Below are 18,678 nucleotides of genomic sequence, written 5' to 3'. Positions count from 1 at the left end.
AAGCAATTCTTTTTAGGCAATTCCAAATTTCATATATACTACGAGTAAATGAAGAGTCGATAGACAAGTATACATTTTTTCTTAAAGATACTTACTATTCTCTTCCCTAATTAATGTTATTAACTGTTCGACCGATAATACTTCCTGGTCAGTAGTTCCGAGTCTTCTAATTGTTACTTGTTTCTTTTCTTTTTCCTGCTTACCGATTACGGCAATCATCGGTACTTTTTGATTAGAAAACTCACGAATTTTATAATTAATTTTATCAGGTGAGATATTAATATCCGTTCTTACACCATTATCAATTAAAGCTTTTTGTACTTCTAAAGCGTAATCGTTTAAATCGCTTGTGATTGTTGCAATAGCAACCTGTACGGGTGCAAGCCAAAGCGGGAAACGCCCCGCATATTCTTCTATCAATATACCGATAAAACGCTCAAGTGAACCAAGTATTGCCCTATGCAGCATTACAGGTCTTTTCTTTTCACCGCTTGCTGCAACATAGCTAGCATCAAGTCGCTCCGGCAATACAAAATCCATCTGAAGCGTACCGCATTGCCATTGCCGCCCTATCGCATCGGTTAATACAAACTCAAGCTTTGGACCGTAAAATGCCCCCTCACCCGGGTTTAGCGTATAAGTAAACCCTGCTTTTTCTACTGCTTCTTTCAAAGCATTCTCGGCCTTATCCCAAACTTCATCGCTGCCTGCACGAATTTCAGGGCGATCAGAAAACTTTACCTTTATATCGATAAAGCCGAAATCTTTATAAACTTCCGTCAGTAATTCACAAAAACTAACTGTCTCATCGGTAATTTGTTCCTCTGCACAAAATATATGAGCATCATCTTGTACTAAGCTCCGTACTCTCATTAAACCGTGCAATGCACCGGATGCCTCATTACGGTGACACAATCCAAACTCCGACATACGAAGCGGTAAATCACGATAGCTCTTGATACCTTGTTTGAAAATCTGCACGTGGCAAGGACAATTCATCGGTTTTAAAGCTAATGTCTTGTCATCAGCCTCTAAGGCAAACATATTGTCACGGAATTTTTCCCAATGTCCTGAAGCTTCCCAAAGGCTCTTATCAACTAAAACAGGAGTCTTAACCTCAGTATAACCGTTCTTACGATTTTTTTTTCTGATATATTGCTCAACTATATTATATATACTCCAGCCTTTATCATGCCAAAATACCATACCTTGCGCTTCTTCTTGAAAGTGAAATAAATCAAGCTCACGCCCAAGCTTTCTATGGTCACGTTTCTCGGCTTCTTCAAGCATAAAAAGGTAATTATCTAGCTGCTCTTTTGTAGCCCAAGCAGTACCGTATACACGCTGTAATACTTCATTACGACTATCACCTCGCCAATAGCTGCCGGCAACTTTCATCAGCTTAAAATGCTTAACAAACCCTGTAGATGGAGCATGCGGTCCTCGGCATAAATCAATAAAATTACCTTGCCTGTATAAAGTAATCGGCTCATCCATTGGTATTGAAGCAATAATTTCGGCTTTATAATGCTCTCCTATCGACTTAAAAAATTCTACAGCTTTATCCCTATTCCATAACTCTCTTGTTACTTTCTCGTTTTTCTTGGAAAGTTCTTGCATTTTAGCTTCTATAACAGCTAAATCATCGGTAGTAAAAGGCTTATCACGAGCGAAATCGTAATAATAGCCGTTTTCAATTGCAGGACCGATCGTTACTTGAGTTTCAGGGAACAGCTCTTTTACGGCTTCAGCAGTTAAATGAGCTGCATCGTGCCTTATTATCTCAAGACATTCAGGATCTTTTGCGGTTAAAATACGAAGCTTGCAATTATTTTCAATTACAGTACTTAAGTCTTTAAGCTCGCCGTTTATTTCAGCAACCATTGCTTGTTTTGCAAGTGACATTGAAATTGCATTTGCTACTTCATAGGCGGTAATGTCTTTTTCAAATTGTCTTACACTACCGTCGGATAAGGAAATATTTATCATTTTTTATTCTAACTTATTTTTTCTAGGTTTCCGCTTTGGACGTGCCGGTATGGCTCTTGAAAAGTCCGCTGTCATACCGTGGCTTGACCACGGTATCCAGAAAAAAATTAAAAAGACTGGATCCCGCGATCAAGTCGCGGGATGACAACTCGATTTCTTGAACCGGACAATACTTTAAATTATTTACCAACAACTTGTTTTTTTTCTTGATCTATTTGAGCCATAGCATTCATAAACTCTAATACTCTTGCATCACTAAAAATCTGATCTATAGTTTTATCGTTAATAGTTAACCCGTCATCTTTACTTTTTATATAAACTATTAGAGATTCGCCGTCTTTTAATTCAGAATTTTGACTAAAAGCTTCTATTGCCCCAAAGCCGTATTGCTTTATTACTGAAGATTGTTTTTCTAGATTTAAAGTAAATTCCTTAGAATCTTCTATTTTATTAAGCACCGGTACAATAGCATTATTAGTATAATTCACAAAATTATTTATAAACGCATTTGGATCCGATAATTTTATTACGCTTTCTAGATTCAGAGGATTCTCTAAATTAGGCATATCAATATCAATAGCAAAATTAAAATCATCCATTACAAGATTAGTTTTACCGGATAATTTTTTTTCTTCGGGATCAAACTCACCTTTTAAATTAAATTCGGAATTATTTATTTTTGCAAAAACCCCCATTATTTTCTCTCCGTCTTCTTGAGTAATAGGGCTACTTAGTTTAAAAATTTTGTCTAACTCAGCTCTTTTATTTAAACCATTACTAAAGTAACGTCCTAAAGCTTCAACTGCCGTCTTTTGATATATCTCCGCAGGTTCTATAGTAGATTTAATATTTAAAGCAAAAGCAAAAATTTTATCTTTTTCTATATTTAATTTATATAAATTACTTTCTACTTTTCCTTTTCTTTCAATATCGCACGCAAATAAAAACGGCTTACCTTTTACTAATTCGCCTAATATTTGCATAAAAATAACAACATGCACATTCTCATCTTGCTTTTGATCTAGAGAAAAGTTTTGAATTAATAGTTTTCCGAGAGCTACTAGCTCATCGCCATATTTAAGCTTTAGTTGGCCTTTATAAGTAGTTGGCACATTTAATACATCCAAGTGTGCTACATCATATTCAAATGAGTCAAAATTAGCTCCCTCTCCTATTTTATCTCTTAAAAATTTAAAAACTTTGTCAGATAAATTTTTACTATAGTTTTCAGAGGTAAATGAAACGACACTTTTTCCATCCAAAGTTAATAAATTCAGATTATCCGATGTTTTAGTATTAGTAATTACAGAATTACTAATATCGCTTTCTGCTAATTTTTCTGCATCCCTAGAACTATATAGGGTTGATTTTCTATCACTCATGCTTAATTTCCAATAATCAGGCTCTCTATTAAATAAAGATTTTCTAAACCAAATTGTTGTATGATGATCAGGAGAATAAAAAATATTTTCTTCATCCTTAGCAGTAGTAATTTTTACATTATTTCCGTAAGAATCAATTTTTGTAATATTCAAAAACGGTACGTGTCTAATAACTATCTCATCGTAATAAAAATCTATAGGTTTTAACATTACTTTATTTAAAGTAACACTAAAGCTATATTTATTAACTTTTATTGAATCATAAGTTATATATTCTTCATATTTATCAAGAATAGAGATAATATTCTCTTTACTTTGATGTTCAAATTTATAGGCAGCATATCCCCACCCTACTAAGATTAAAGCTAAAAAGCTTATTATAATAAATCGTATTTTCATCTTTTCTACTGTAAAAAATTATTAAAAACCAAAAATGTCGTTCCCGCGTGGATAAGCTTTCCGATGTCACCCCGTGGCTTGACCACGGGTTATTTTACTTTTTTCTGGATGCCGTGATCAAGTCGCGACATGACATCAGAGCGTTTTTCAAGTTCAAAATAGCACATGCCGCTTAAAAAATATATTTATTTTTCTTTTAAACGATCGGCTATTAGCTGATATGATTCAAAAGCGTTACTCGGTTCGTTTTCAAGCAATTCAAATCCTAATTTCTCATTACTGTTAATGTGCCATAATCTACAATTATCCGGACTAATTTCATCAGTTAACATAATGATAGATTCTTCACCGTTAAACACACGCCCAAATTCTAATTTACACTCAACAAGCCGAATCCCGACACCGATAAATAAGCCGCTTAGAAAAGCATATATACGCAAAGCTTGCTCTTTTACCGCTTTAATTTCATCCCTAGTTAACCAACCAAAATTTAATATTTGATACTCATTAACTATCGGATATTTAAATTCACGACTTCGGACCTTAAAATCAATGATCGGCTTATCAAATACATATCCTTCGTCCATCCCAAATTCTTTTACAAATCTACCGCACGCTACCGATGATATTATTACTTGTATCGGAAAAACCTCGACATATTGAATTAATTGCTCCCTCATATTTATTTTTTCGATAAAATGATTTTCAATGCCGATCATTTCCAGTTTATCCATTAGAAAAGAAGAAATATTATTATTAAGTACCCCTTTACCTGATATATCAACAGTCTCGCCGGTTTCTAAAATAGCCTTATCGGAAAAAGCCATTATAAGTAAAAAATCTTCTTCGGCAGAATATAAGATTTTACTCGAACCTTCATATAATTTTTTTTTCATTTATTAATCTCAAAATTCATAAGAAAGAGTACTGGGACCAATAATTGCCGATGTAGTAGTACCACTAAATATTTGATTTGCCGTATTAATAATGTCATCGGCTTTTATATTCGTAATAATTTCTATGATCTCTTCAGGCGCAATATATTTACCGAAAGCTGCATAATTTTTACCGATTTCTTCTGATTTATAAGCTACTTTTTCTTGTGCCATCAACAAATTACTTCGTAGTTGCGTTTTAGCTCTAATCATCTCTTCTTCATTAACTTTTTCAGTTATCTTGGTTATTTCATTTTTCAGCTCTTTGCATAATAATTCCAATTTATCATGTGCGGTACTTGCATAAATAGTAAATACTCCGCTATCAACATATGTACTATTATAACTACCGACTGCATATGCAAGCCCTAGCCTTTCACGAATATGCTGAAATAAACGTGAAGACATACCACCGCCGAATATTATAGCCAGTAGCTGTGTTCGGTAAAGCCTTTCTAAATTAATATACGGCGTTCCTTCAAAACCCAGTATTAAAGTAGTTTGCTCCAAATCCTTATTGATAAAGCTATTACCTCCTATATATCTTGCAGGTAGAAAACTACTTTTTACTCCTTGCTTCAAAGAAGAAAATAATCGCTCTGCAGTACCCACTATTTTATCGTGATCAACATTCCCGGCAACCGATAAATACAGATTTCCGGCGTTATAATGTTTATCTATAAAACTCAAAAAATGTTCTTGAGTAAAACTAGCCAGTGTTTTGCTTGTTCCAAGAATCGGTTTACCGAGCGGCTGATCCTTATAAACGCTACTATAAAACTTCTCATATATTAAATCATCGGGATTATCTTGGCTATGGGCTATTTCCTGTAATATCACCTGATATTCCTTAGCTATCTCTTCTTCGGAGAAAATAGAATTTTGTATTATATCGGCAAGTATATTAAGTGCTTTATCACAATTTGCGGATAATACTCGTGCATAATATATTGTTTTTTCATGACCTGTATACGCGTTAAAATGACCACCTATCTCGTCAAATTCTTCGACTATTTGTTTTGCCGTTCTTGTTTTAGTACCTTTAAAAGCCATATGCTCAAGAAAATGAGAAATGCCCTCTTCTTCAGGATTTTCATAACGGCTTCCGACTTTAACAATTAAATTTATCGCTACCGAATTAACATAAGGCATATTATATGTTAAAATTGTCAAACCGTTTTTTAATTTACTAACGTTAAAATTTTCTTTCATAATTATTTTTTGTTTTTTCTCTTAATTTTGCAAGACGCAAAAATCTTGCAAAGGCAAAAATCATTGAATCTACAAACCCGTCAAAACCGAATACAAAATATCGTCTGATAAAAAATGCTTTAAAAACCCACCATAACATTTCAGTTGCTATTCGGATATTTGAAACTTTTTTATCTTGCATCATTAAATCTTTTGCCTGCTCGCTAGAATAAAAATTTGCTTTAGTTACCAACTGCTCAATTGAAGTACCCGAATAATGATAAGCAGCTTCGTTTAATAAATAAACTTTATCTGTAAAATCAACATCTTTATTAAATACCACCGAATCATGAGTAGTACTATTTACGGTATTTGCAAAGCTTGCAAACTTTTTATTATATAACCGGGTACATTTATTAAATGGAGCAAACATCCGTGGCTTTCGGTCATTACGATGCATTATTAAAAGCTTTATTTGATAGGCTAAATAACGATCTTGATTTCCGGACACAAAAATATACTCTATTTCATCTTGTAAATCTTTAGACAGCTCCTCATCAGCATCAACATTAAGAATCCAATCATTTATACAAAGACTTTCGGCAAAAGATTTCTGCCCTACATAACCAAGCCACGGTTTTATCACTACCGTTGCCCCTAATTCTTCAGCTATACTAACCGTATCATCAGTACTTTCACTATCTACTACTATCACCTCATCAACAATATTTTTTACGCTATTTATAGCTCTTGCTATCCTTGCCGCTTCATTTTTAGTAATAATAAATGCTGAGATTTTGGTCATATACTTACACACGTCATTGCAAGAAAATTAAGCCTTGTTGTATGGATCGAAAAATGTATTCAGTGTCACCCCGTGGCTTGACCACGGGGTCCAGTTAAAAATACTAAGATTATTAGTATTTTTAGTTGTTTTTATGGATTCCGTGGTCAAGCCACGGGGTGACAACAAAAAATCAAACCTATACTATCATCCTAAACACTAATTTAACTATATATGTTAAAAGTAATGTGGATAATAATCCGCTAAGCCATAAAATAATAAACCATTGCCACCCTTTTAGACAAGAGGTTATTTTTTTAAATTTTTTAATATATCGGATGATGAGATGATTTGCCACGGAATATATAATAACAATAGAAAGTGTAGCCAAGTATGACAGGCAGGAATATCCCCGCTCCTATCAGCAGTAAAGACTGTGACTCCGGTGCTGCTGCTGCGGTTTCAAGCGTAACTTTATAAGGAACGATATATGGCCATATACTTATAGCAAGCCCTAAATATCCTAATAAAAATAATAAGATCGTATAAATAAACGGCTTTACTTCTTTTTTCTGCTTGATGGCTTTAATTAATTTGATAAATATTAAAACAGTTACAATAGGTACAATCGATAAATAGTAAATATTCGGTACACTAAACCAACGATGATTTATGTGGTTATTTAAGAAAGGAACCCATAAGCTTACAAGCCCCATAAAAAGTGCAACGTAAAATAAAATATATAAAGCAGATTTATAAGCCCAATCTTGTGTTTTCTTTTCTGTTTTCAGAATAAGCCAAGTAGCACCCAAGAGTGCATAACCAAATATTAATGCTATCCCCGTCATCACCGAAAAGGGAGTAAGAAAATCAAAGCTCCCCCCTGCAAATTCTCGTCCTTCTACTTCTATTCCTTGGACAAACGTACCAAGCATTAAACCTTGACAAAAAACAGCAAGCATAGAACCGAAATGAAAAGCGTAATCCCAAATATAACGATGACCTATATGAGCCTTAAAACGGAATTCAAAAGCTACACCGCGAAATATTAGACCGAGTAACATCAATGTAATAGGAATATATAAAGCCGGCATTAACAGTGAATATGCAAGTGGGCAAGCTGCAAATAAACCACCGCCGCCAAGTACCAACCAAGTTTCGTTACCATCCCAAAAAGGAGCAATAGAATTGATCATTTTATGACGGCAATCATCGGTAGGTGCAAACGGAAATAAGATCCCTACCCCTAAATCAAAACCGTCTAATAAAACATATAAACAAATAGCGGTAGCTATAAGCCCACCCCAAACAAGCGGTAAATCTATATAAGATGCAAAATTTAACATTAGTTTTTTAACGAATTAAAATAATATTACAATTTAATGACAATTTAGCCCAAGCTTTATCTGCTGTATATAATAGGATAACCGGTGATTAATCCGAGACCAATACAAGCTCTGTCACCAAGAGACAAACCAAATTGCTCTGCTTCTTTTTTTAAGCGTCCAATTTCTATAGCTTGATCAAAATCTAATGATATAATTTTATTTATTGAAGCCGAAATCATTTCTTTACTTTTAGAAGGTGATACATTTAGCTTTTTATTTAACTCTGCTATCACTTTCGCTATATTTACCGTAGACATGATAATGGTAATAATTCTTCAACTTTCTCACTACCGTTTTCTGAGTTAAATAATGCAAGTAAAACAGATGCATCTAAAATGCATTTATTCATTTTTAAATTCCTTTTTGCTTGACTCAATTAAAGACTCAACTAATGATATATTAGATTTTACCAATGCTTGAAATTCTTTAATTTTATTTTTTAAAGGAATCAATTTTAATTTCTCATCAAGTATTAACATTAATTGATCTCCTGAAGAAAGATGTAATTGGTCTCGAATTTTTGCAGGAATATTTATTCTGCCATTTTCAGATATAGTAACTTTATATTCTAAGTGCATATTTAAAAAATGTTTTGATTATTCAATAAATATAAAAAACTATAGTTAAAATTACAATAACAAAATACTTTTATACATTCATATAAAAACTATTTTACTTTTCTAACAATGGATTATTCAAACCGATCTCTCCATACATTTCTTTATTATCTATCACCTCTATACCTTTCTTTATCAAATGCATTATGTAATATATACCCGCTCCGAAAATGATCGCATACACTACTACAAAAGCAGTTAGAGAAATAAATACATATTTGCCAAGTACCGGTGATACCGTATCCACGGTTTTTAAAATATTATACACTATATAAGGTTGTCTACCTACCTCAGTTACAAACCAGCCGGCAAGTACTGCAATAAAACCTGAAGGCGACATTAATATATACCAATATTGAAACCAATGCGTAGTATATAATCTTTTCTTCAAATAAAGATATAAGCCCGCTACACCTGTAAATACCATTAAGAAACCAATACCTACCATAATACGGAAGCTAAAAAATACCACTGCAACCGGCGGACGCTCTTCTTTTGTCCATTCTTTTAACCCTTTCACTTCACCGTCTAAGCTATGCGTTAAGATTAAACTACTAACATAAGGTATTTCTATAGCATATTTTGTTTTTTCTTCTTCCCCGTCAGGAAAGCCGATAAGATTAAAAGCCGCTCCTTTTTCCGTATTCCAAATACCTTCTATAGCCGAAACCTTGACCGGCTGATATTTAAGAGTATTTAAACCGTGTAGATCACCGATAAATATTTGAATAGGTGCAACGATTAATGCCATTAACACCGCCATAAAAAGCATAATTTTAGCATGCTCTTTATAACGATTATTTACTAAATAAAAACTACCTACACCACCGATGACAAAAGAAGTAGTTAAATAAGCCGCCGTAATCATATGGAAAAAGCGATATGGGAAAGAAGGATTAAAGATAATTTCTAACCAATTTAAAGGATAAAAGAACCCTTCGCCTCGCAGTTCAAAACCCGCAGGCGTATGCATCCAGCTACTGGCTGCAAGTATCCAAAAAGCTGAGATTACAGTACCGATAGCAACTATTAACGTAGAAATAAAATGTACTTTTTTACTGACTTTATTAAAGCCGAATAACATTATACCTAAAAAAGAAGATTCGAGGAAAAAGGCAGTAAATACTTCAAAACCGAGAAGCGGTCCGAGTACATTTCCAACCTTATCTGAAAAATTCGACCAATTAGTACCGAATTGATAAGACATTACAACGCCCGACACCACCCCCATACCGAAAGTAACGGCAAAAATCTTCACCCAAAATTTGTATATTTCTTGATAAACTTGCTTTTTTGTTTTTAACCATAACCCTTCAATTACCGCTAAAAAGCTTGCAAGCCCTATAGTAAAGGCAGGGAATATTATATGAAAGCTTATGGTAAAAGCAAATTGAATCCTCGATAATAATACTTGATCAAATTCCATTATGATATGTCATTCCCGCGGAGGCGGGAATCCAAAAAAAATAGCTTTAATATGGTACAAAAATTATATGTTTGACGAAGTAAACATATGAAAAAACAAATTTTTTATATGTTTTTCTGGATTCCCGCCTCCGCGGGAATGACATACAATAACATCAATACAGTATTTGATTTAATTAGCCGCTTTTGCTATTATTAAATTCTATCTGATTAGTTTTAACAAATTTTCCTTTTTCGGAGTTCCAATTATAATGAACATTTACTATTCTTACTTCTGTAACATTAATATCACCATTGGGCAATTGCGTTACATCACACCCTTTTCGGATAGAATCCGTAATTAATAAACTTGCTTGACAAATATATTTTACATCAAAGAACGGAGAATCGTCTTCCTTAGACTTTTCTTGTTCTTCTAAAAAATTATTAGATAATTCTTTTTCTTGCATTTCTAATGATTTTGAAGTTATTTTCTGAATTTTGTAGCATTATTTAGGGTAAGAAGCAAGGCTTGTTTATTATTTTTCCATACATTTAATATTTTTAGGTATATTTTTGCAAAATAATTAAATTAAATATACGCTCTGAAATAAAACGAATTAATATATTATTTTGAAATCGAGGTGCATTATCGTGATAAAATACCCTACTTTATCCAAATCAACATTTAGCTTAGGTATTTATTTTTTAAAATTCGATAAAGTTAAAATTACTTTATTAACCGTAATCTGTATTTTACTCGGTATGATTCCGGCAATTGATAGTATATTACTTCAGAAAATCATTGATTTAATTGAATCTTTTAGCGATGAGAATACTCATAACCTTTTATCTTCCATGATTTACTGGGCAGTATTTTATGCTCTTTGGTGGGAGAGTATTAATATAGCATATCGTTCATATGATTATTTGTATCTAAAGACTATGCCCGTAATAAAAGGGAAAATACTAAATGAACTTTATAATTATACACAATATCATAGCCATAAATTCTTTCAGGATAATCTAGCAGGACATATTAGCAATCGTATTACCGAAACCGCAAGATCATTTGAGATGATCATTTCGATATTCGGTGAAAAAATTCTTCGTAAACTAGCAATTATTGTATTTGCATTAATTGCTTTATATTCGGTACATTACGTTTTTGCTACGATATTTATTTTATGGATTACGGTTTTTTTAGGACTTAGCGTTCTTTTCTCGGATAAAATCAATAAATACTCGTTAAATTATGCTAGAAGCCAATCTTTTGTTGCCGGTAGTATCGTAGATGCAATTAGCAACATTAATGCGGTTAGAATGTTTACAGCCCATAAATTTGAACGTCAACACCTAGAAACAAGAGTAGAAAATGCCGTAGCCGATGAGCAAACTATGCAATTCTTTATGTTCAAATTACGCTATGCTCTTGGGACTTCTTGTTCAATAATGATTTTTATAATGATTTATTATTTGTCGGTACTTCGCAGTGAATTATCTATAACTATAGGTGATTGCGTATTAGTGCTAACATTATGTATAAATGTAGCAGACGATATTTGGGATTTAACCCAAGAAATAGGCGATATGTTTGAACAGGTCGGGGCATTTAATCAAGGTTTATCTTTAATGGCACCGCATATTATAACGGATATTGAGAATGCTACTCCTTTAGATATCAAAGAAGGTGTAATTGAATTCAGAAACGTTACGTTTAATTATCATCATAATAATAATCTATTTTATAATAAATCGGTATTAATACCAAGTAAACAAAAAGTAGGGCTAGTCGGATTTTCCGGTTCGGGCAAAACCACTTTTATTAGTTTGCTCACTAGGTTACATGATATAGAAGCAGGAATGATTTTAATAGATAATCAAAATATTAAAAATGTAACTCAAGATTCTCTTAGAAAAGCTATTAGCCTTATACCGCAAGAACCGGTACTTTTTCATCGTACTATTTTGGAAAATATCAGATACGGGAAAAAAGAAGCTACTCTTGAGGAGGTTATAGAAGCAGCAAAATCTGCACATATCCACGATGTGATCGATAATTTATCGGACGGTTACGATACTATGTGCGGAGAGCGGGGCAATAATTTATCCGGCGGTCAGCGTCAAAGAATTATTATAGCAAGAGCTATCTTAAAAAATGCTCCTATTTTAATTCTCGATGAAGCAACAAGTAGTTTAGATAGCGAAACGGAAAGCCTAATTCAAGAATCAATGGAATATTTAATGCAAAATAAAACCGTGATAGTTATTGCCCACAGATTATCTACTTTACTAAATATGGATAGAATTTTAGTTTTTGAAAAAGGCAGCATAATCGATGACGGTAGCCACGCAGAATTACTAAAAAATAGTAAGCTCTATCAAAAATTATGGAACTCTCAAGTAAAAGGATTGATAGTGTGAGGCAGCGTTGCCTATGTTCGATGTCATTCCCGCGGAGGCGGGAATGACATCGGAGTCATGCAACAAGCTCGGTAATAATAGCCTCAACCTTTAACTAAGTCAGTATGAGCCTTCGCTTCTCCTGTTACTTCAACTTGAAGTAATCCATACTCTGTCATTGATTCTATTGCATAATAAGGTAATTTCGCTTCAACGTTACTATTAATAATATTTTGGAGTTCAAAAGCACATAGAGCTTTTAAGGTGAATATAGGTTGTGTAACGTCTTTTAACTTTTGTTCGTAATTTTTTACATAAAGATCTATTTTTTCCCTAACTGCTTCGTTTCAGAACTACCTAAAAAAGAAGTATTATTAAAAACAAACTTATATAGTTTAAATAAGTTATCTATATATTTACTTAATGTACTCTTAAAATTAAAAACATCTTTTATAACCGGCAATATGTCTGCTTTCCATTGAACAAATACAGCTAAATCTTTCTTGTCAATAGCCTCAATTTCCTTATAATCTTTCTTACGAAGTGCCGATTCTAATTTTAAAAGAGCTTTGAACCCTTTATTGATTCCTTCATCACGGAGCATTTGTTTGGTAGAATAAGGAGCTAATAAATCCGGGTTAGCACCATATTGTAAAAATACTTTTGCCATATTTATTCTAGCTTGATCCGTACTAGACCAGCCTATAAAAGAATATGCTGATTTTCCAAATGTGGTATATTTATGTCCTATAAATTCCATATCAACACCATGGGCAAGCAACATAGTTACTATAGATATATCTTTTTTTATGAAAGTAGCTATAATATCTAAAGAAGACATTCTTCCCTATTCACTGTAATTAGGATCAGCTCCATTTTCAAGTAGAAATGCTACCATATCTAGATGCCCGGCTTCTATAGCACTACATAAAGGAGTTATACCAGAATCATCGCCAAAGTCTATATTTGCTCCTTTTTTAAGTAAAAGCCTAGCTATATTTTTCTGATTATTAATACACGCAAAATTTAAAAGATTTCCAGAACCATACTCCGATGTATGTACTACTGTATTTGGACTAATATTTAGAGCTGTTAACAAACTATCAACTAAATCGTAATCGCCCTGATGAATTGCTTTAACTATAACAGGGTCAGGATTCCGTGCTATTTCATATATATCGCAATATATGCAAGGACAGATCTTTAACATCTTTACTCTGACCTTCAATAGAAGCTTTGAATTCTTTGACAAAACTTTCTCTAAAAAATTCATGTTTCTTTATTTTAACATTTAATACGCTTTCATCTTCTTCAGATATTGAGCTATCATTTATTGCAGCTTTAGCTTTAGAATAATCATCTATATTATCAAACCTCATTGTTTTTGAATCGTTATTCTCTTTTACTTGGTTATAAAACTCAATGACCGGATATCTGTTCCTTTTGCAAGTGAAAGCTTAACCATTTCTTTATTATTCATATTGCAAGCAGCTTGTAAAAAGTTGTTATCTCTATATTTATTAAATTCTGTATTTGGATCAACCTCTAGATTTGTTAATAAAGTTCCCACTAAATTAATATTATTTTCCGTGATTGCATTATATATAGCGGTTACCGGATCCTTTACTATTTTAGAAATTATATTATATGCTATGTCATAGGCTGAATTAAGTGGATTTATAAAATAGCTTATTTCGTCCTCATTAATTAAATCTTTTACTTCTTGAACAAACTTCTCGCTCAAAAATTCATAGCTTTTTATTTTACTTTTATCTTCTTCAGATATTGAATAATAATCTATATTATCCAGCCCCATTCTTTGTTGTTTTTCTATATCTTTACGACTTAATAGCTCATAAAATTTATCCCTAATCATATCATCGGATATCGTTATTTTTTCTACTTGTATTTTCATAAATATTTCCTTTTATTATTCAATTAATAATATTTTGTACTATACACAAAAAAACAATTAGTCAATAAATAAAATCTTATATTAAATATTGTAATATGCTGTTATAGTAATTTCTTTAGCTACTAATATTTAAATAATGAAACTATCTGATTTTGACTTTGATTTGCCAAGTGAACTTATTGCACAATATCCATCTAGTAAACGTGACCATTCGGATTTATTAATTGCTGCTACGCCACCTATTAAAACTAAATTCTACAACATAATAGATTACTTAAAAGAAGGTGATTTATTAGTCTTTAATAACAGCAAAGTCATAAAGGCAAAGCTAAATTTAGGGAAAAATAGACCTCTTTCTAAACTCGCTTATAGGGAGGAATGTGAAGGAGACACGGAACGCAGAACCGCAGTGTACACAAACGTACGTGAGGATTCGAGTACCAGATCGACGTACAAATTACCCCTAGAAGTAGAGTTGGGAAAGAGGTCTAATATTACAATAAATTTAAATCAAAGATTATCTAATAATTGTTGGTCGGCTTTTGCAAAACCTGCACGAAAACTTAATATAGGCGATGAGTTTTATTTTGATAATCATAAGGTAATCATTGCCGAAAAACTTGCAATGGGTGAGATTAAAGTAAAATTCGAGCTTGATGATATTTCTGTATTTGAGTTCCTAGATAAATACGGTGAGATGCCGCTACCGCTTTATATTAAACGCCACGAAGCACAAAAAAGCGACAATGAACGTTACCAAAACATTTATAGTAGTATAGAAGGTTCAGTTGCAGCACCAACGGCTGGACTACATTTTACTAAGGATATACTTAATAAACTTAAAGCAAAAAATATACAAACCACATTTTTAACACTACATGTAGGAGCGGGAACTTTTTTACCGGTAAAAACCGAAAATATTCATGAGCATAAAATGCATACCGAATATTGCTCTATTACTCCTGAAACTGCTGGACTTATCAATAAAGCAAAGCAAGAAAAGCGACGCATTATTGCAGTCGGCACTACGACACTTAGAACCCTTGAGAGTTCTTGCAATAACGGCACCGTAAAAGCCGGTGATTTTGAAACCGATATATTCATAACCCCAGGCTTTAAATGTCAAACAGCAGATATGCTACTTACTAATTTCCATTTTCCTAAATCTACTTTATTTATGCTTATATGTGCTTTTGCAGGATTTAAAGAGATGCATGAATTATATAAATATGCTATAAAAGAAAAAATGTGTTTTTTCAGCTACGGCGATGCAACACTTTTGTATAGAAAAATATGAATAGTATCATAGAATATTCCTTTTTAACAAACCTTACTAAATTACTTTTATAGAGGAGATTTGGCTTTTTGGCTCGCGTGCAAGAGGTGATAATAATGAACGTGCGGATATTGATATTGCCATCCTCTGCCCTAGTGCAAATAAAAGCGATTGGCAACAAGTTTTAAATATAATATATAACGCAGATACTCTTTTAAAAATAGATTGTGTATGATTCGATACATTAAACGATAATGATAAACTTAAACAAAATATTATTAATTTTAAAAAAATTCTTTATAAAAAGGACTCGCACTAATGGAAAAAATATTTTGGGAAGACTCGTTCCACACATTAGGGCAAGCAATTATCAAATTACATAATGTTATAGAGAGTTCTAAAGTAGATAAAAATGATTATGTATTAGATGCTTCTGTAAAAAGATTTGAATTCGTTATTGAATTATTTTGGAAAACCTTAAAAAAATACTTACTTACGCAAAAATTGACAGTACTACCCCGCGCGAGACGTATTAAATAAAGCTTTTCAATTTAGTATGATTGATGATGAGAAAATATGGCTTAAAATGCTAGATGATCGTAATAATACTTCCCATGTTTATAAATATGAAGATGCAAAACGAGTTTTTGAAAATATTAAACTATATTTACCGATTTTAGAAAAAACCTATAACAAACTAGAAACAAAATACCTATTACGAGTAAATGAAGAATAGCCAAAATAAAACATAAATGAAATTTGTATTCGAGATGAGAACTGCTTTCCATCTAGAATACTCATTATTTTAAACTTCTTTCAAAAGGAGTATACAATACTACTTTTGAAAGAAAAGAAGTATATAATCGAGTGACAATAACATTAGACGTAAAACAAATTGCTTTATCAAAAGAGTTAGCTGAGATTGCCTTAGAGCTTAATAAACCTCGAAAACTACTTCAAATATTTAGCAAAAATAACCTAAAAAGCGGAATTTATTTATACGGTCCGGTGGGCAGCGGCAAAACTATGCTGATGAATTCTTTTTTTGAAGAATTAACCGCACCTAAAATAATAATACATTATCAGAACTTTATGCAGGAAATTCATAAAACAATGCATAAATTACAAACAGAAAATCAAAAAGATATTATTCCGAAAATTGCTAAAGATTATGCTAAAAAAACTAGAGTACTTTGTATAGATGAATTTGAAATTAAGGATATTACCGATGCGATGATAATCGGTAGATTATTTGATGAACTAATAAAGCAAAATATTTTTATTTTTATAACCTCTAACACGAGTCTCAATAATCTTTACAAAGATGGGTTACAACGAGAATCTTTCTTACCTTTTATAAAGATAATCAATAATACATTTTATGTTAAATATCTAGATAATCACCATGATTATCGATTTGATAAAGCTTTAGGAGTTAAAGGAGAGAGAATTATTTATCCCTTAACTCTAGAAAATCAAAACAAACTTGGAAAAATTATTACAGACATTAGCGATAATAGAGTTCTTTCGAAACTCGCTTATAGAAAGGAATTTGTAGGAGACACGGAGCACAGCACCGCAGCGTACATACCAGTACGTGAGGATGCGAGCACCGAATCGACGCACAAATTACCTCTAGAAGTAGAGTTTCGAAAGAACTCTACTAATTTTACTCCTCAAAATATTGAGGTTTTAGGTAGAAAAATATCATTTCAAAAAGTGCATAAAAGCATATTAGTCACTGATTATAATGAATTATTTACAAGAGATCTTAGCTATATCGATTATGTCAATATTTGTCAAAATTTCAACGTTATTATAGTTCAAAACGTTCATACTATCGAGGCTAACGATACAAATACGGTCGTTAGATTTATCAATTTTATCGATAACGCCTATTTCTATAAAATACTCTTATTTATGAGCTTAGAAGATAACCCTAATAAAATATATCAAGGTTCTAACCGAAGTGAAGAATTCAAACGCACTATATCAAGATTAAATGAAATGAATAGTGCAGCTTATTTGTTAAATAATGATTTTAGGAATTAACTGCCTTAAGAAACTTAATAAATTCGTCAATATTGATTTTTATATCATCTTCTAAATGTTCTTCGGTCGTTTGATTTACATAAAAAGGAATAATAATCACACGACATATAATTTGCTATTCTTTTGTAAAAACTGCTAGGAGGAGTTGTGCCGTGATCAATCTCTACTACTTTGCATTTTGGAGCCGCAAAAATAAGGTTAGCAAATCCTGATCCGTGTGGTCCAACTATTATTTTTGCTTTATTAAAAAGCTGAGCATGTTCATACGGAGAGGATAACTCTAGATATATTACCTTAAAACCGATTTTCTCAATTTTTTCTATTAATTCTTCTTCATTAACTATTTTTCGGGTAGAAGCGTATTTACGGGAAATATATATTTTATCGTATGCTTTACTATTATCTTTAATAAAAATATTTCTTAAATCTTTTTATTAAAGATAAAGGCGTACCTTTTACCGGAATAAACGGTACAGATGGAACAATTAAGTCTAGTAGCTTGAATTATACAGTCACTATTCACCACAAGAAGCTTATCTTCCGGTATATTTAAATAATTTAATACTATTTCTAATGACTTAATTTGCCATGAATATTTTAAATTATTAATATAGATACGATCATATTCAACATTTGATTCTTTTAATATAATTAATCTAGGCAAAACTTGTAGCAACCAATGATACCAATTTTCAGAACCCGGAGATGAAATTACTGCTAATTTTCCATTAAAATATAAAGGATTTTCTGTATTAATATCTCGTTTTTTATTTAATAAACGATGTTGATCACCTAAGCTTGTTTGAGTGTCTTGTAGAATATAACCTTCTTGAGTTAAAATCCCACCTTCATTAATTACTGTCCCATTTGGTAACACTAAAATAAATTGATCAGTATTTTTTTCTTTAAACAGCTTTTTAATTTCTATGTTAGATTTTAATGA

Annotated in this window: 20 protein-coding genes and 2 pseudogenes; 6 read left to right on the top strand and 16 right to left on the bottom strand. The window is 32.1% G+C overall.

The window, feature by feature from the left end; all coding sequences use genetic code 11:
• Positions 1-81: 81 nt before the first annotated feature.
• From thrS to ACIAS7_RS03850, 10 genes and pseudogenes are all read right to left on the bottom strand, one after another.
• Positions 82-1,989 (bottom strand): threonine--tRNA ligase, encoded by a 1,908-nt coding sequence (thrS, locus tag ACIAS7_RS03895; RefSeq protein ID WP_473198274.1) that lies wholly within the window; start codon positions 1,987-1,989, stop codon positions 82-84.
• Between the two features lie 179 nt (positions 1,990-2,168).
• Positions 2,169-3,770 (bottom strand): phosphoribosylaminoimidazolesuccinocarboxamide synthase, encoded by a 1,602-nt coding sequence (locus tag ACIAS7_RS03890; protein WP_473198273.1) that lies wholly within the window; start codon positions 3,768-3,770, stop codon positions 2,169-2,171.
• 185 nt (positions 3,771-3,955) lie between these two features.
• Positions 3,956-4,666 (bottom strand): phosphoribosylaminoimidazolesuccinocarboxamide synthase, encoded by a 711-nt coding sequence (locus ACIAS7_RS03885; protein WP_473198272.1) that lies wholly within the window; start codon positions 4,664-4,666, stop codon positions 3,956-3,958.
• Positions 4,667-4,675: 9 nt separating this feature from the next.
• The gene (locus tag ACIAS7_RS03880) at positions 4,676-5,917 is read right to left on the bottom strand and encodes a M16 family metallopeptidase (RefSeq protein ID WP_473198271.1); all 1,242 of its coding nucleotides are present in this window, start codon (positions 5,915-5,917) and stop codon (positions 4,676-4,678) included.
• On the bottom strand, positions 5,901-6,701 hold the full coding sequence (locus ACIAS7_RS03875; RefSeq protein ID WP_473198270.1) for a glycosyltransferase family 2 protein: 801 nt from the start codon (positions 6,699-6,701) through the stop codon (positions 5,901-5,903). Before ACIAS7_RS03875 ends, ACIAS7_RS03880 begins: the two co-directional genes overlap by 17 nt.
• 305 nt (positions 6,702-7,006) lie before the next feature.
• Positions 7,007-8,026: a cytochrome d ubiquinol oxidase subunit II gene (gene cydB, locus ACIAS7_RS03870; protein ID WP_473198269.1), complete on the bottom strand. Its 1,020-nt coding sequence runs from the start codon at positions 8,024-8,026 to the stop codon at positions 7,007-7,009.
• A gap of 7 nt (positions 8,027-8,033) precedes the next feature.
• Positions 8,034-8,417 (bottom strand): annotated as a pseudogene (locus tag ACIAS7_RS03865) (type II toxin-antitoxin system VapC family toxin).
• Positions 8,410-8,646 carry an AbrB/MazE/SpoVT family DNA-binding domain-containing protein gene (locus ACIAS7_RS03860; RefSeq protein WP_473198268.1) on the bottom strand — a complete coding sequence of 79 codons (237 nt, stop codon included), beginning with the start codon at positions 8,644-8,646 and terminating at the stop codon, positions 8,410-8,412. Before ACIAS7_RS03860 ends, ACIAS7_RS03865 begins: the two are co-directional and overlap by 8 nt.
• Before the next feature lie 94 nt (positions 8,647-8,740).
• Positions 8,741-10,111, bottom strand: a complete 1,371-nt coding sequence (locus ACIAS7_RS03855) for a cytochrome ubiquinol oxidase subunit I (RefSeq protein ID WP_473198267.1) — start codon at positions 10,109-10,111, stop codon at positions 8,741-8,743.
• 175 nt (positions 10,112-10,286) lie between these two features.
• Positions 10,287-10,559, bottom strand: coding sequence for a DUF2671 domain-containing protein (locus ACIAS7_RS03850; RefSeq protein ID WP_473198266.1), 273 nt, complete (start codon positions 10,557-10,559; stop codon positions 10,287-10,289).
• A 184-nt stretch (positions 10,560-10,743) separates the two neighbouring features.
• On the opposite strand from ACIAS7_RS03850, the gene ACIAS7_RS03845 reads away from it, so the two are divergent.
• Positions 10,744-12,513 carry an ABC transporter ATP-binding protein gene (locus ACIAS7_RS03845; RefSeq protein WP_473198265.1) on the top strand — a complete coding sequence of 590 codons (1,770 nt, stop codon included), beginning with the start codon at positions 10,744-10,746 and terminating at the stop codon, positions 12,511-12,513.
• Between the two features lie 301 nt (positions 12,514-12,814).
• Here ACIAS7_RS03845 and ACIAS7_RS03840 read toward each other — a convergent pair whose 3' ends face one another.
• Genes ACIAS7_RS03840 through ACIAS7_RS03825 form a run of 4 tightly spaced genes read right to left on the bottom strand, consistent with a single transcriptional unit; the run spans position 12,815 to position 14,407 of the window.
• A complete protein-coding gene (locus tag ACIAS7_RS03840; RefSeq protein ID WP_473198264.1) occupies positions 12,815-13,333 on the bottom strand; it encodes a hypothetical protein in 519 nt (172 codons plus the stop codon).
• A gap of 6 nt (positions 13,334-13,339) precedes the next feature.
• Complete coding sequence (locus ACIAS7_RS03835) at positions 13,340-13,702, bottom strand: ankyrin repeat domain-containing protein (protein WP_473198263.1); 363 nt, start codon at positions 13,700-13,702, stop codon at positions 13,340-13,342.
• The gene (locus tag ACIAS7_RS03830) at positions 13,662-13,871 is read right to left on the bottom strand and encodes a hypothetical protein (RefSeq protein ID WP_473198262.1); all 210 of its coding nucleotides are present in this window, start codon (positions 13,869-13,871) and stop codon (positions 13,662-13,664) included. The genes ACIAS7_RS03835 and ACIAS7_RS03830 overlap by 41 nt, the downstream gene beginning before the upstream one ends.
• 23 nt (positions 13,872-13,894) lie before the next feature.
• Entirely contained in the window at positions 13,895-14,407 is a 513-nt protein-coding gene (locus ACIAS7_RS03825) for a hypothetical protein (protein ID WP_473198261.1), read from the bottom strand.
• Positions 14,408-14,543: 136 nt separating this feature from the next.
• Between ACIAS7_RS03825 and queA the strand changes: the two genes are divergently transcribed.
• The 5 genes and pseudogenes from queA to zapE all read left to right on the top strand — a co-directional run bounded on the left by queA (position 14,544) and on the right by zapE (position 17,735).
• On the top strand, positions 14,544-15,704 hold the full coding sequence (gene queA / locus ACIAS7_RS03820; RefSeq protein ID WP_473198260.1) for a tRNA preQ1(34) S-adenosylmethionine ribosyltransferase-isomerase QueA: 1,161 nt from the start codon (positions 14,544-14,546) through the stop codon (positions 15,702-15,704).
• A gap of 40 nt (positions 15,705-15,744) precedes the next feature.
• Positions 15,745-15,918, top strand: a complete 174-nt coding sequence (locus ACIAS7_RS03815) for a nucleotidyltransferase domain-containing protein (protein ID WP_473199406.1) — start codon at positions 15,745-15,747, stop codon at positions 15,916-15,918.
• 83 nt (positions 15,919-16,001) lie between these two features.
• A complete protein-coding gene (locus tag ACIAS7_RS03810; RefSeq protein WP_473198259.1) occupies positions 16,002-16,223 on the top strand; it encodes a nucleotidyltransferase substrate binding protein in 222 nt (73 codons plus the stop codon).
• Positions 16,210-16,419 (top strand): annotated as a pseudogene (locus ACIAS7_RS03805) (HI0074 family nucleotidyltransferase substrate-binding subunit); the annotation flags it as partial. The gene ACIAS7_RS03810 and the pseudogene ACIAS7_RS03805, both read left to right, overlap by 14 nt.
• A gap of 131 nt (positions 16,420-16,550) precedes the next feature.
• Positions 16,551-17,735, top strand: a complete 1,185-nt coding sequence (gene zapE / locus ACIAS7_RS03800) for a cell division protein ZapE (RefSeq protein ID WP_473198258.1) — start codon at positions 16,551-16,553, stop codon at positions 17,733-17,735.
• Positions 17,736-17,779: 44 nt separating this feature from the next.
• Here the strand turns inward: zapE and ACIAS7_RS03795 are convergent, their stop codons facing one another.
• On the bottom strand, positions 17,780-18,109 hold the full coding sequence (locus tag ACIAS7_RS03795; protein WP_473199405.1) for a glycosyltransferase 61 family protein: 330 nt from the start codon (positions 18,107-18,109) through the stop codon (positions 17,780-17,782).
• A 47-nt stretch (positions 18,110-18,156) separates the two neighbouring features.
• The gene (locus ACIAS7_RS03790) at positions 18,157-18,612 is read right to left on the bottom strand and encodes a hypothetical protein (protein ID WP_473198257.1); all 456 of its coding nucleotides are present in this window, start codon (positions 18,610-18,612) and stop codon (positions 18,157-18,159) included.
• Positions 18,613-18,678: the final 66 nt, after the last annotated feature.

It is taken from the genome of Rickettsia sp. 109562A South Dakota, assembly GCF_055791265.1.
The sequence above is the reverse complement of the archived record's forward strand: the minus strand, read 5'-3'. Positions and strand labels throughout refer to the sequence as shown.

Coding starts and splice junctions, on each gene's coding strand:
- thrS (WP_473198274.1), bottom strand. CDS start 1,989: ATGATAAATATTTCCTTATCCGACGGTAGTGTAAGACAATTTGAAAAA.
- ACIAS7_RS03890 (WP_473198273.1), bottom strand. CDS start 3,770: ATGAAAATACGATTTATTATAATAAGCTTTTTAGCTTTAATCTTAGTA.
- ACIAS7_RS03885 (WP_473198272.1), bottom strand. CDS start 4,666: ATGAAAAAAAAATTATATGAAGGTTCGAGTAAAATCTTATATTCTGCC.
- ACIAS7_RS03880 (WP_473198271.1), bottom strand. CDS start 5,917: ATGAAAGAAAATTTTAACGTTAGTAAATTAAAAAACGGTTTGACAATT.
- ACIAS7_RS03875 (WP_473198270.1), bottom strand. CDS start 6,701: ATGACCAAAATCTCAGCATTTATTATTACTAAAAATGAAGCGGCAAGG.
- cydB (WP_473198269.1), bottom strand. CDS start 8,026: ATGTTAAATTTTGCATCTTATATAGATTTACCGCTTGTTTGGGGTGGG.
- ACIAS7_RS03860 (WP_473198268.1), bottom strand. CDS start 8,646: ATGCACTTAGAATATAAAGTTACTATATCTGAAAATGGCAGAATAAAT.
- ACIAS7_RS03855 (WP_473198267.1), bottom strand. CDS start 10,111: ATGGAATTTGATCAAGTATTATTATCGAGGATTCAATTTGCTTTTACC.
- ACIAS7_RS03850 (WP_473198266.1), bottom strand. CDS start 10,559: ATGCAAGAAAAAGAATTATCTAATAATTTTTTAGAAGAACAAGAAAAG.
- ACIAS7_RS03840 (WP_473198264.1), bottom strand. CDS start 13,333: ATGTCTTCTTTAGATATTATAGCTACTTTCATAAAAAAAGATATATCT.
- ACIAS7_RS03835 (WP_473198263.1), bottom strand. CDS start 13,702: ATGTTAAAGATCTGTCCTTGCATATATTGCGATATATATGAAATAGCA.
- ACIAS7_RS03830 (WP_473198262.1), bottom strand. CDS start 13,871: ATGAGGTTTGATAATATAGATGATTATTCTAAAGCTAAAGCTGCAATA.
- ACIAS7_RS03825 (WP_473198261.1), bottom strand. CDS start 14,407: ATGAAAATACAAGTAGAAAAAATAACGATATCCGATGATATGATTAGG.
- queA (WP_473198260.1), top strand. CDS start 14,544: ATGAAACTATCTGATTTTGACTTTGATTTGCCAAGTGAACTTATTGCA.
- ACIAS7_RS03810 (WP_473198259.1), top strand. CDS start 16,002: ATGGAAAAAATATTTTGGGAAGACTCGTTCCACACATTAGGGCAAGCA.